Here is a 12,558-nt window from a genome sequence, read left to right as displayed (position 1 = left end):
CTCACACCTGGGTCGACTCTCCATGCTGGGAGATATCGAGACCGACGTATTCCTCTTCCTCGCTCACCCGCAGACCCATCGTCAGATCGACGATCTTTGCAAGGATGAACGTGACACCGAATGCGTAGATGACCACCACGACCACGTCGACGACCTGGATGATGAACTGCCCGACGTTGCCGTAGAGCAGACCGTCGACGCCGCCGATAGCAGCGACTGCGAAGACACCCATCGCAAGCGCACCCCAGACACCGCCGACGCCGTGGACCGCCCAGGCATCGAGGCTCTCATCGAGGCCACGGCCGACCCGGAAGAGCAGGGCAGCGTAGCAGAGAACACCGGCGACGGCACCGATGACGATCGCGCTCATCGGATCGACGAAGCCCGCTGCCGGCGTGATAGCTACAAGGCCGGCGATGGCGCCGCTGATCATCCCGACGGAGCTCGGCTTGCCACGGACCCAGGCAGCGAACAGCCATGCGAGCGCGCCGGCTGCGGCCGAAATGTTGGTCACCACGAAGGCACTTGCAGCAAGGCCATCGGCGGCAAGAGCGCTTCCGGCGTTGAAACCGAACCACCCGAACCAGAGGAGGGCGCCCCCGAGGAGCGTCATCGGGATGTTGTGCGGCTCCATGCCGTAGGTGCCGAATCCAACCCTTTTGCCGATGACGAGGGCAAGCGCGAGCGCCCCGAACCCGGAACTGATATGAACGACCGTTCCGCCGGCGAAATCAAGCGCGCCGAGCTGAGCTGCCCAGCCACCGCCCCATGCCCAGTGAGCGAGCGGGTCGTACACGAGCGTCGTCCAGAGGAGACCGAAGACGATGAACGAACTGATCTTCACCCGCTCGGCCACACCGGACGTCACGATTGCCAGTGTCAGGCCAGCAAAGACGAGCTGGAAGACCATGAAGAGCAGGTCCGGGATGCCCTCGCCGTCCATCCCGACGCCGCTCAAGCCAACGTATTCAAGGCTTCCGATGAGCCCGCCTATATCGGAGCCGAAAGCCAGGCTGTAGCCGAAGACAACCCACTGGATCGTAACCACCGAGAAAGCGATGAACGCCAGTGCTATCATCGAGATGAAATTCTTCCGCCGTACAAGACCCCCGTAGAACAACCCCACGCCAGGAGTCATCAGCATGACGAGAGCCGTGCAGATCAGGATAAATGCAGTATCACCTGTATCAATTGCCATTGGTATGCACCTTCAGGTTCACGAGCAGCCTTCTGCAGGATACCCGTACCGGGATGACAGCATTGCGGCGCAGCGCCGATCGATGCCGTTTGCGGTACGCGGCAGATCCCGGGCACCGCATCGCCCGACGGCGAAGACCGACGGGCAGCGGTTCACGGATCTGTACCGTAGGAAGGAAATTAGTTTCCAACATTTATAAATTTAACCATTGCGAAGGAGCCGCGCCAACCAGCCATTCAATATCCCGACCAAAACCCCCTCCACCATACGTTCCGTAAAGCGGCGTTTCAAAACGATCCAGTCCCGTTTGTGACAGATTCACGCCAGAGAGGTTGCGCATCCCCTGTGCGTCGCCGTCCGCTACCTGCGGGAGGGGCGCTCCACAGATGTCGGCGCACTGCAGCCAGGATGCGGTCCTGCCAGAAAAGAAGAGAAAAATAGGATATCGGCAGAGAGATTACTTTTCTTCGTATCGTTCCGAGAAGACGATGTCGTCAAGAACCTTCTTCTTCGCAATCGTTATCTCTGCCGGATATCCTGCCGGGATCAGCGAAACCAGCACATATTCATCCGGAACGTTCAGCATTCTGCGCACATCATCGGCGTACTCCTTCTTCTCGCCGGCCACCCAGCACGAACCGACGCCCCAGGCCTGAAGCCCGAGCATCAGCTGCATCGTCGCCGCACAGCAGTCCTCCAGGTAGTACTTGGCATCCCGCTTCCCGAAGACCGCGAAACAGATCGGCGCATCGGCGATGAACTTCCCGTTATCCGCCATATCCGCGATCTTCTGCAAGGTCTCCGGATCCTTCACCGTGCCGAAGAGCCAGGGCTGTTCGTTGCGGGCGGTAGGAGCCAGACGAGCGCAATCAAGAGCGTCAGTGACGATCTTATCCTCTACCGGGTCGTTTTTGTATTTTCTGACACTGTGTCGGCTCCGAATCACCGTAACACCGAGATTCATGGTTCCGCCAATCGGACTCATGTTTGGATGATGGGAATTCATCAGGTAAAAAACTTCGGAAACAGGGAGGAGAAGATGGACGGAGAGGAAAGGAAGTATTAGAAGATGCCGCCGATCATCTGCATGATGTTTTCGAAGCCCTGGAGGATGACCACCTTCGGATCGATCCCGAGGAAGGGGAAGATGAAGATAAAGTACGCGAACGTACCGATCGTGCTCCCGACATTGGCAAGCGCCGCAACCATCACCACCCGGAAGAGCGGGATCTTCCGCATCTCCGTCAGGTTCTCCGCTTCGATGATCTTCCGCAGCTCACCGGCGGTGGGCTTGCGGATCTTCGCCTCCACAATAGCGGCGAACCAGCCGGCGGCGATGAGCGGGTTTAAAGACGTCATCCAGGAGACCGCAAACGCAGTCAGGGCCGAGAGCGGATGGCCGCCCGCCACAAGCGTAAACCCTGCAGCGAGAGTGCCGTTGATCAGGACCCAGTAGAGGAGCGCCTCCATGAGCACGTCGAGCCCGACGCCGGAGAAGGCAATCGCGGCGAGCAGGACGAGGAAGAGCAGCGTCACACCGATACCGAAGACCTTTGCGTACGGGAACGACTTCACGTCGGCCATGAGAGAACTCATCGGTGGGAGCGTCTCCGGCGCCTCGAGGTAACGGCCGACACCCTTGACGTGGCCGGCGCCGACGACCGCCAGAACGCGGTCGTAGCGCTTCGAGAGCGAGATGACCTGATGAGCGAGGTAGGCATCCCGTTCATCGATGAGCGCCTGTGCACCATGCGGCGAGAAATGCCGGAACTCCTCAAGCGCCGCGCTCACCACATCCTGCTCGGTCAGCGCCTCCACGTCGATCTCCTTGCCGCCGATGCCGATGACGGATGCGATGAGGACAACGATCATCTTGATCTTCTCGACGATCGTCATCAGCCCCCAGAACCGGGTAAGGGTGATACGGATATCGCGATCGATCAGGGCTATCGGTTTCTGATGCGCCTCGGCCTCCTCAACGGCCGCCAGCATCTCGGCGCCCGGCTTGACACCGGTCTCGGCACCGATCCGCTGCTGGAGGTAGGCAAGCACCCACTGGACGATCAACCGCGCGAAGTTGCCACCTTTCAGGATATCCGAGATTGTGGGCTCGGCCAGCTCCTCCCGGAGCGATGCATACCGCCCCGGATCGAGTTCGACTCCCACGATCTCCGGTTCGAACTCTTCGATGGCGTCCCGCACCTCTTGCACGCTCTTTGCCGAGACGTGCGCCGTCCCCACGATCCGGATCTCAGCCATCGAGCACCTTCACCCCTTCACTATCGATGACGGTCCGCCGGCCGCCGGGGAGAGCGTCCCGCGCAAAGTGTGCACGGATGCACTCCTCTTCCCGGTGCTCGGCAGCCTGCCGCCATATCAGAAGGCGGGCAATCGTTTGTGCCTCCCCAGGCGACAGGGGAGAGCCCACCCCGGGGCACTCACTGATCAGCAGCTCCTCCCCCTCGAGCATAAACGGATACGTCCGGCAGATCCAGGGGCGGTGGGTATAAATGGTGCAGCGCCCGCCCTCAAGAAATATACAGGCATCATTGCTGCGTCTGATGCACCAGGCAAAGGTATAGCACTTTCCCTTCTCGTCTTCGATAAAGTCGGGGTAGGGCTCGGCGATATCCTCCCAGGCCATGCCGGTAGCGGCCATGATCTCCCGGATCTCAGGCGGGCTTGCCACCACCAGGTTTGAGTCGTCCGCGACCTGCCGGCAGCACTCGCTGCACCCCGTGCAGGAAAACCCTGCCCGGCCGACGGCGGCGGCCAGTTCGTCTATTCCCGGCATATGCGGTCGAAGTTTTCAAAGACCAGGCGACCGTTCTCGGTATGGCTGACCTCCGGATGCCACTGAAGTCCGTAGAGCCGGTTCTCGAGATCGGCCATCGCCTCAACGCCGCAGATATTCGAACGGGCAAGCAGGGTGAACCCGCCGGGCATGACCGAGACCTCATCCGCGTGCGACGCCCAGACACGGATGCGGTCAGGGTATCCGGCGAGGAGATCGTTCTTGCAGACGAGATCGACGCCTACCGCACCGTAACCGCCGCTCGCCCCCTTGACCACGGTTCCACCCCGCCCGGTAGCCATGATATGCAGCCCGAGGCAGATCCCGAGCACAGGAATGCCGAGGCCGAGGTATTCTGCAGCACGCCCGGCGCGTTCGATCATGGGGCCGCCGCCGAGGATGATGCCCCGGCAGCCTTCGGCCACCTCGGCGGGCGCGGTTTCGTTGGAGATCATCGTGGCCTCAACATCCATATCACGGAGCGAGCGGAGTATCAGGTGATTGAACTGCCCGTAATTATTGACCACATAGATGGGAAGCATTGCAGATCATGTACGTGTATTTACGTAAATAGTCCTTTGTCAGGAGTATGCGCTGACAAAGTCGAAGACCGTCCGGGCAATCTCGTCGGGTGTAAAACCCATCAGGTGGGCGAGCACCATCGCACCCCCCGCGCCCATCCCCTCCTTGACCTCGCCGATACAGTAGCGGGCAAGGCCGACGTGGCCGAGATGGGCAAAGTTCGGGTCGACGTAGTAGGCGACCGTGCCGACCTCGCCGACGGTGCGGGCGAAGGTCGCGGAGGGGTCGTCCCTGACGTAGACCGTCGTCGCAAGGTGCGGCGGCTCATGGCCGAGCTCCTTGAGGACGGCCGCAACGGCGAGCATCTGCGTGCCGCCCGCGAGGAGAACGCGGCCTCCGTACGTGCTGGCAATGCCTGCGGCAACCGCCATCATCGGATCCCCGGCAAGCCGCAGGATATCCAGCGGCTCGTGCACCCCCGCAGCCTCAATACGGGCAAGCACCTCGCGGCAGATCTCTTCTTTGAGCGTCACCGGATTTTCCACGTAACTGCTGCTGACGCTGGCTTCGTAGCCGAGCGCCCGGAGGACGGCGAGCGCGGTCGTCGTCCCACCCGGGACACACTCCCCGAGCACCAGGAGATCGCTGCACTGCGAGAGCAGCCGGCCGACCATCTCGCCGCGCCGGAAGAGGTCCCCGGCCAGGGGCACCGCATCCCCGCGCCGCGGGTCGCCGCCGGGGCTGCCGTAGACGTCCAGGCAGGGGACGGCGGGCTGATGCACGAGGCCTGCATTGATGAAGAGCGGTGCACGACCGGTCAGTTCCATCATGGAGCGGGTGATCGACGCCGGCGTCGGGCAGCCGGTGGGGGTGTTCGGCCGGGCGGGCACGCTGGTGATGGCACCGGTTGCTACCAGTTCGGCATCGAGATTCGGGGTCAGCAGCGTCTTCTCCGGACTCGGGCCGGCCCCCGAGACCCCGGGGATCGTGGAGAGCATCGTGTTGCCGATGACCAGCGCCATCAGCGGGTTTTTTGTCGTGATATCAGGAGTTTCCGAGAGAAACGGCATAGCGTATCACTAACAGTGTATCTATCCGCGCTACAAGAGGGTTGCCATGCCAAACGCGCCCTCGCACAAATGCAAACGAGCAAATAGCCTGCTCATCAACACTGGTGAGTATGTTTGAGATTGAGCGCAGGCTGCTCGAGAAAGGGATCGGGCTTGACGCGGTCGTCGCTTCCGCCATGGAGCTCTATGTGCCGCATGGCCTCGATGCCGATGCTGCGGCCGTCAGGCTCCACGAGAAGATCACAAAAGCCCTGGACGACCCGAACGTCTCCTCCCTGCTCCTCGGAGCGCTTCTGCTGGAGGAGGAGCTCTACTGGAAACGGCAGAACTCCGAGATCGCGGACGACCCGGTCTTCCTGCTCTCCGACGAGATCATCGGCATGGCGATCGCCGAAGTGATCGGAGGGACGTATGCACGCTTCGAGTTCACCCGGTACGACCAGAAAAAACCGGGAATTCTCGCAACGCTTGGCCCGTTCCTTGACGACGCCGTCGCCGGACTGATCGCCGGGTGTACCTCGCGCCTCTACAGTGAATGCATGTGAAACCGATCCTCGCCCTCCTGCAGTTCTGCACGACACTCCCGCTGGGGCAGGCCGCAGACTTCGAGCAGTTCGCCAGGCGGTCGTACCTCTACCCGCTTGCCGGTTATGTCACCGGCGGCATCGCGGCGCTGCTCGTCTTCCCGATCACCTCGCCGGCGCTGGGAGCGGCAGTGGCTCTCGCCGCCGTGCTCATCCTCTCGGGGGCAAACCATTTCGACGGGCTGCTCGACCTCGGCGACGGCCTGATGGCGCACGGGAGCAGCGATAAAAGGATCGGGGCGATGACCGACCGGAATACCGGCGCCGGTGCCGTGGCCGCAGGAATTGTGGTCACGCTCCTCGCCTTTGCCGGGCTGCAGACGGCGACGCCGATCTGGGCTGCCATCCTGATTGCCGAGGTCTGCGCCAAGCTTGCGATGGCGTGGATGACGGTTCTCGGTACGCCGTTCCGGACGGGCATCCACAGTTACCTGCACGGGTTCGCCCGGCGGTCGTTCCTCGTCTTTGCCGCCGTTCTCGCACTGCCGCTGCTCCTCCTGCCGCTGCCGCCCGCCACGCCCGGAGCGGCCATCGCAGCCACGGGTGCGATCGTCGTCGCCATGCTGCTCCTTGGCCGGCACCTCTTCGGGGGCGTGAACGGCGACGTCGTCGGCGCCACCCATGAGATCACCCGCGCCGGAGTGCTCGTGCTCCTGGCGCTTCTATGAACACCTTTTTGTATGCAGGTAGCAGTTAGTACTGCTAACGATGATGCATGAATTCGGTCTCCACGCAAAGGGAGGAGTCATAACCGAGCGGGACGCAGATTTTGCAACCATCCGGCTTCGCATTCCGGCGGGAGTTCTGTTGGCAGAACAGCTCAGCGGTCTTGCGCGGATCGCTGCAGAGTTCGGCGACGGTACGGTCCACATAACGATGCGCCAGACCGTCGAGATTCCGCACGTCGACCCGGACCGCCTGGAGGATGCGAGCAGCGCGCTGCAAGAGAACGGGACGCCGATCGGTGCCGAGCGTGACGAGATCGTCAACATCATGGCTTGCCCGGGAACAGAGCGCTGCAAGTACGCCAACATCGAGACGATCAACCTTGCACGGAAGATCGACGAGCGGGTATTCGGAAAACGAGTGCCGACAAAAATCCGCATCTCCATCTCCGGGTGTACTTACATGTGCAGCAGCCCTCTCTTAAACGAGATCGGGATTATCGGCAGGATCCGACCGCTTCGCATCGAGGGGCTCTGCACCGGTTGCGGCACCTGTGTCGAGTACTGCCGTGAGTGCGCCATTGCTCTCAAAAACGGTGTTTCGGTGCTTGACGAGAGCAAGTGCGTACAGTGCGGCATCTGTATCCACTCCTGTCCCTATGAACTGCTGAAATCGGAGTTTGCCCACTACCAGATCGTCGTCGGCGGGCGGCGCGGCGCCGAGCCCCGAACGGGGCGCAACCTCATCGAGGTGGAGACCGAGGAACAGGTCGTCGAGGTCGTCGACAGGATAGTTTACTGGGTCTACCGGAGCGCCTGGAGCAACAGGCTGCTCGGCGATCAGCTCGACGAGATCGGATTTGACAAATTCAGAGACGAGATCCAAAAGGAGTTCGGCATCGCACCGGGAGAAGGCGCTGTTCGGGAATAGAACTAGCCACTCCCGCGTCGCCTTTCTCCGGAATCAGTATCGGTATAACGAGCTGAATCCGGCGTTTTCATCGTCGCTGCACTCGATCGCCGACCCGTCCCTGACCAGGGTGTTGAACATGACGGCGGCATTGAGCAGGTTCTCGTCCGGGCTCATCCCCTGCTTCACACCCGAGACCGCCTGCTGCTGCGGCGTCGGTATCGTCCTGCCGCCGACACGAACACCCTTACAGTGCCGGCAGTACCCGCAGTGAGAGTGTACCGACACTTCCCTGCCTGCGCACGTTACCGTAGCACGGTCCCGCTGCTCATCCCGGTGAAATTCAAGTACCTTCATCGCAATAAGAACGTACATCTCGGAAGAATAAGATTCTGTCGATTATACAGACTTTTTTGAAATTGCACCCCCGTTGTGCTGATGGAAATGCTTTATATCCAGAACGTCCTACGTATAAGATACTCGATTAAGCAGGCTGTTCGAGCTGACAGACCTATCTTGAGTGGAGGATACATTATGGCAACTGAGAAGCCGCACATTAACCTGGCAGTTATTGGCCACATTGACCATGGAAAGTCGACGAGCGTCGGTCGGCTGCTGTTTGAGACGGGAGCGGTACCGCCCCACATCATTGAGAACTACCGGAAAGAGGCTGAGTCCAAGGGTAAGGGCTCCTTCGAGTTTGCATGGGTCATGGACAACCTCAAGGAGGAGCGTGAGCGTGGTATCACCATCGATATCGCCCACAAGAGGTTCGACACCGACAAGTACTACTTCACCATCGTGGACTGCCCCGGACACCGTGACTTCGTCAAGAACATGATCACCGGAGCATCCCAGGCAGACGCCGCACTGCTCGTCGTCGCCGCACCCGACGGCGTGATGGAGCAGACCAAGGAGCACGTCTTCCTGGCACGTACGCTCGGCATCACCCAGCTGATCATAGGCATCAACAAGATGGACGCCGCCAAATACGACGAGAAGCGCTACAACGAAGTCAAGGAGCAGCTTACTCAGCTCATCAAGATGGTAGGATACAACCCGGCAAACGTCCCCTTCATCCCGATGAGCGCGTTCCAGGGCGACAACATCTCCAAGAAGAGCGAGAACACCCCCTGGTACAAGGGTGTCACGATCCTTGAGGCACTCAACGCGCTCACCGAGCCTGAGAAGCCCACCAACCTCCCCCTGCGTCTCCCCATCCAGGATGTCTACTCCATCTCCGGTATCGGAACCGTGCCCGTCGGCCGTATCGAGACCGGTATCATGAAGAAGGGCATGAAGGTCAACTTCATGCCCGCAAACAAGGAGGGTGAGGTCAAGACCATCGAGATGCACCACGAGGAGCAGCCCGAGGCACTCCCCGGCGACAACGTCGGTTTCAACGTCCGTGGTATCGGCAAGGGCGACATCCGCCGCGGCGATGTCTGCGGCCCGGCCGACGTGCCCCCGACCGTAGCAGACGAGTTCACCGCTCAGATTGTGGTGCTCCACCACCCGAGCGCACTGACCGTCGGCTACACCCCGGTCTTCCACTGCCACACCGCACAGATCGCCTGCACCTTCATCGAGCTCGTCAAGAAGCTCGACCCACGCACCGGTCAGGTCAAGGAGGAGAACCCCACCTTCCTCAAGACCGGCGATGCGGCAATCGTCAAGATCAAGCCGACCCGGCCCCTGGTCATCGAGAAGGTCAAGGAGATCCCCCAGCTCGGACGGTTTGCAGTCCGTGATATGGGCTCCACGATCGCCGCAGGCATGTGCATGGATATCACCCCCAAGCAGATGAGATAACCCAATCTCTCAATATTTTTGGTGGACATCATGCAAAAGGCCAGAATACGTCTTTCCGGAACGGACTTTGAGAAGATTGAGATGGTATGCAATCGGATCAAAGAGATTGCAGAGCGCACAGGCGTCAATCTGGCAGGCCCAATCCCGCTGCCGACGAAGCGACTGGTTGTACCCATCCGCAAGAGCCCCGACGGCGAAGGCACCGCCACCTGGGATCGGTGGCAGATGCGCGTACACAAGAGACTCATCGATATCGATGCTGATGAACGCGCCCTCCGGCAGCTGATGCGGATTCAGGTGCCCAAGGACATCGGCATTGAGATCGTCCTGGAAAGCTGAGGTGAGAGCGGCGTGACGGCCGCTGGATTCTACGACAGGATCCGTGGACAGCTCTCATACGAGAGACTTTTTTTCCTGATTTTTCTGGTTGCCCTGTTCCTGCGGTTCTACCAGCTGGATTTAAAACTCTTTCATCACGATGAGGCTATTCACGCGTGGTTTTCGTATCGCCTGCTGACCGAAGGGGTGTACACGTATGACCCCATGTACCACGGGCCGCTGCTCTACTATACGACAGCAGGTATGTTCTCCTTCCTCGGCGACGCCGATCTCGTCGGGCGGATCATCCCATCGCTCCTCGGGCTCCTGCTCATCCCGCTCCTCTACCCGATCTACAGACTCGGGTACCTCGATACGAAGCAGACACTCATAGCAGCGCTCTTCATCGCCGTATCCCCGGATATGGTCTACTTCTCGCGGTTCCTCAGAAACGACATATTCATCGTATTCTTCACGATGGTGCTCCTCGTCGCGCTCCTCTACTACTTTGAGCGGAGGGAGACGAAGTACGCACTCATTGCAGGCGCAGCGGTAGGCCTCGGGATGTCGAGCAAGGAGAACATGCCGATCGTCGTCGTGATCTTCGGGTCGTATCTCCTGTACCTGATCGCGACCAGACGGCTTGAACTTCCGGGGAAGTGGAAGACCGATCTGCTCCTCGGCGGCCTCGTCACCGTGGGCATTATGGCTGCCCTCTACTCCTCCTTCGGAGCGCACCCGGATGTGCTCGCGGACGGATGGCTCCGGGCCATCGAACACTGGACCGCGATGCACCAGCAGGAACGGCTCGGCGGCCCGCCGTTCATGTACATCATCCTCTTCCTCCTGTACGAGGTGCCGATCTTTATTCTTGCGGTCTTCGGCACGGTTCAATTTCTGGGAGGCGACGGACGCGCCGCCAGGTTGGTGCAGAGCCTCAGGCGGCGCCTCGGACGCCCGGAAAGGCCAGAGCTCCAGAGCCTGGATGCAGTGGCGGGCACCCGCATCATCGACCGGCAGGACGAGTTCATGCGCTTCTCCGTCTACTGGCTGGTGCTCTCCCTCGCTGCCTACGCCTATATCGGCGAGAAGGTGCCGTGGCTGATCCTGCACCAGCTGCTCCCCCTGATCTTTGTGGCCGTCTACCGGATGACGACGAGGAAAGCGATCGTCGCCGTCGCACTGAGCGTCTTCCTCATCACCATGACCTGGCACGTCGCGTTCACACCCGCCGACATCAACGAACCGATCGTGCAGGTGCAGAACTCCGAAGACCTCCGCACGGTGATGGCACTGATCGACGCCTCCGACAGGGTCGCCATCGCGTCAGAGAACTACTGGCCGCTCCCCTGGTACTACCGCGGGAATGCGTCGCAGAAACTCCAGTACTACGGCGGCAAGATCGACGAGGGCTCCATCTATTCACAGAACTTCGATATGGTGATAACCTACGATCAGGACACCTATCCTGCACTCACCGGATACGAGAAGACACCGTACAAGATCAACTACTGGTTCTCGTACTATGACAACCAGGACAGACTGGCCGAGTACTACGTCACCCGCACCGGGAAACTCGGGAGCATGAACTTCGAGATCTTCACAAAACCCGGGCTTGCAGAGAACGCTGCAGGCTGATCACTCGCACTCACTTTTTTTTGGTTCTGCTCGGATAGCCATCCGCGGTGTCTTCTCAAAGACTCCCCTCTCGCGGCATTCTGATTGGGAGATTATCCCAATACTCTCTGGCAGGAGGGGGCTTGTCCCCATTAGCGCTAACCTTAAGTAAGGGGATCCAAGCGTTTTTCCCCTGATGAGGCTTGGCCCGGGGACGACCTTTTTCCCGGGCGTCTCCCCGTGCCGTGGACCGTGGCGACTATCGCCCCCGGGGTGGGGGTCTCCCCCCCTGTCTCCCGCGAAGATCCACAGACCTCATCAACCCTGCCCCTCACGGGGCGGGGGCAGTCATGACGATACCCAGGGGAAAGCCGTGCCCCGAATACCCCGGATTGCGGCCATCCGGAGCAATAAATGGGATCTCATCACGTGCCTGGACCCCGCCGATAGCAACAGGAATTTCGGTGCACCCATAGGGTACGGTAGCGTATATGGGGCTTGCCCCCTCCCGCATCCTCCCCCCCACGCGATACCCCCGGGGGTCTCCGTGCTTGCAGGTTCTGCCTCTGATGCACCTCCTTTTTCCTGATATACCCGAGAGGAATGCGCCGATCCAGATCGATCGTCCCATCCACGAATACTTGTGGGATCTGCTCTAGAAGAGCGCAATGCACGAAGAGGGTTGCCGGCACGTATCACCGGGATGAGAACGGACTGTGGAGACGGTCTCGTGAGGAACACCACGAGGTTTTTCCGTTGCCGTTATTGGGGAAGGGAGCAGAACAAAGCCATGCTGCCGGCCGGCCGGAAGAATCGCATCATATCGGCGGAGGAGGAGGTCTCCGGAGATGAGAGCGGATTCAGCAGAACTGAAGCAATGCAGGGTAGCGGCTCGACCGATGGCGATCGTTGCTCCGGTTTTTCTGGTTCCGGTGTACCATGCCTGCGTCTCTGGACGGTGACAGGATCTGCTCCGACAGTTTCGGATCCCAGACCGATACGAGAACCTTCGTGGAGGGGGACGCACACAACCCATGCGATCACCTGCACGAGGATGACCGGATGTTT

Annotated in this window: 13 protein-coding genes; 6 read left to right on the top strand and 7 right to left on the bottom strand. The window is 60.4% G+C overall.

Annotated elements, in window-relative coordinates; all coding sequences use genetic code 11:
• Position 1 precedes the first annotated feature (1 nt).
• From FGU65_RS11160 to cobT, 6 genes are all read right to left on the bottom strand, one after another.
• On the bottom strand, positions 2 to 1,198 hold the full coding sequence (locus tag FGU65_RS11160) for an ammonium transporter (RefSeq protein ID WP_301664551.1): 1,197 nt from the start codon (positions 1,196 to 1,198) through the stop codon (positions 2 to 4).
• A gap of 457 nt (positions 1,199 to 1,655) precedes the next feature.
• The gene (locus FGU65_RS11155; protein ID WP_301664550.1) at positions 1,656 to 2,183 is read right to left on the bottom strand and encodes a nitroreductase family protein; all 528 of its coding nucleotides are present in this window, start codon (positions 2,181 to 2,183) and stop codon (positions 1,656 to 1,658) included.
• A gap of 77 nt (positions 2,184 to 2,260) precedes the next feature.
• Positions 2,261 to 3,457, bottom strand: coding sequence for a TraB/GumN family protein (locus tag FGU65_RS11150; protein ID WP_301664549.1), 1,197 nt, complete (start codon positions 3,455 to 3,457; stop codon positions 2,261 to 2,263).
• Complete coding sequence (locus tag FGU65_RS11145; protein WP_301664548.1) at positions 3,450 to 3,992, bottom strand: YkgJ family cysteine cluster protein; 543 nt, start codon at positions 3,990 to 3,992, stop codon at positions 3,450 to 3,452. Before FGU65_RS11145 ends, FGU65_RS11150 begins: the two co-directional genes overlap by 8 nt.
• Entirely contained in the window at positions 3,980 to 4,534 is a 555-nt protein-coding gene (locus FGU65_RS11140; protein ID WP_301664547.1) for a GMP synthase subunit A, read from the bottom strand. The genes FGU65_RS11145 and FGU65_RS11140 overlap by 13 nt, the downstream gene beginning before the upstream one ends.
• A 39-nt stretch (positions 4,535 to 4,573) precedes the next feature.
• Complete coding sequence (gene cobT / locus FGU65_RS11135; protein ID WP_301664546.1) at positions 4,574 to 5,584, bottom strand: nicotinate mononucleotide-dependent phosphoribosyltransferase CobT; 1,011 nt, start codon at positions 5,582 to 5,584, stop codon at positions 4,574 to 4,576.
• A gap of 110 nt (positions 5,585 to 5,694) precedes the next feature.
• Here cobT and FGU65_RS11130 point away from each other — a divergent pair, with 110 nt between their 5' ends.
• Genes FGU65_RS11130 through FGU65_RS11120 form a run of 3 tightly spaced genes read left to right on the top strand, consistent with a single transcriptional unit; the run spans position 5,695 to position 7,764 of the window.
• Positions 5,695 to 6,129, top strand: coding sequence for a phosphatidylglycerophosphatase A (locus FGU65_RS11130; RefSeq protein WP_301664545.1), 435 nt, complete (start codon positions 5,695 to 5,697; stop codon positions 6,127 to 6,129).
• A complete protein-coding gene (gene cobS / locus FGU65_RS11125) occupies positions 6,120 to 6,836 on the top strand; it encodes an adenosylcobinamide-GDP ribazoletransferase (RefSeq protein ID WP_367652383.1) in 717 nt (238 codons plus the stop codon). The genes FGU65_RS11130 and cobS overlap by 10 nt, the downstream gene beginning before the upstream one ends.
• Positions 6,837 to 6,876: 40 nt before the next feature.
• Positions 6,877 to 7,764: a ferredoxin-like domain-containing protein gene (locus FGU65_RS11120; RefSeq protein ID WP_301664542.1), complete on the top strand. Its 888-nt coding sequence runs from the start codon at positions 6,877 to 6,879 to the stop codon at positions 7,762 to 7,764.
• A gap of 33 nt (positions 7,765 to 7,797) precedes the next feature.
• Here FGU65_RS11120 and FGU65_RS11115 read toward each other — a convergent pair whose 3' ends face one another.
• Positions 7,798 to 8,100, bottom strand: a complete 303-nt coding sequence (locus tag FGU65_RS11115; RefSeq protein WP_301664541.1) for a hypothetical protein — start codon at positions 8,098 to 8,100, stop codon at positions 7,798 to 7,800.
• A gap of 177 nt (positions 8,101 to 8,277) precedes the next feature.
• On the opposite strand from FGU65_RS11115, the gene tuf reads away from it, so the two are divergent.
• The 3 genes from tuf to FGU65_RS11100 are packed head-to-tail and all read left to right on the top strand — an operon-like array spanning position 8,278 to position 11,511.
• A complete protein-coding gene (gene tuf / locus FGU65_RS11110) occupies positions 8,278 to 9,555 on the top strand; it encodes a translation elongation factor EF-1 subunit alpha (RefSeq protein ID WP_301664540.1) in 1,278 nt (425 codons plus the stop codon).
• Between the two features lie 30 nt (positions 9,556 to 9,585).
• Positions 9,586 to 9,894, top strand: a complete 309-nt coding sequence (rpsJ, locus tag FGU65_RS11105) for a 30S ribosomal protein S10 (protein WP_128693589.1) — start codon at positions 9,586 to 9,588, stop codon at positions 9,892 to 9,894.
• 12 nt (positions 9,895 to 9,906) lie between these two features.
• Positions 9,907 to 11,511 (top strand): flippase activity-associated protein Agl23, encoded by a 1,605-nt coding sequence (locus tag FGU65_RS11100; protein ID WP_301664539.1) that lies wholly within the window; start codon positions 9,907 to 9,909, stop codon positions 11,509 to 11,511.
• Positions 11,512 to 12,558: the final 1,047 nt, after the last annotated feature.

It is taken from the genome of Methanoculleus frigidifontis, assembly GCF_030464345.1.
GTDB classification, from domain to species: domain Archaea; phylum Halobacteriota; class Methanomicrobia; order Methanomicrobiales; family Methanoculleaceae; genus Methanoculleus_A; species Methanoculleus_A frigidifontis.
This window is presented reverse-complemented; position numbering and strand designations above follow the sequence as displayed.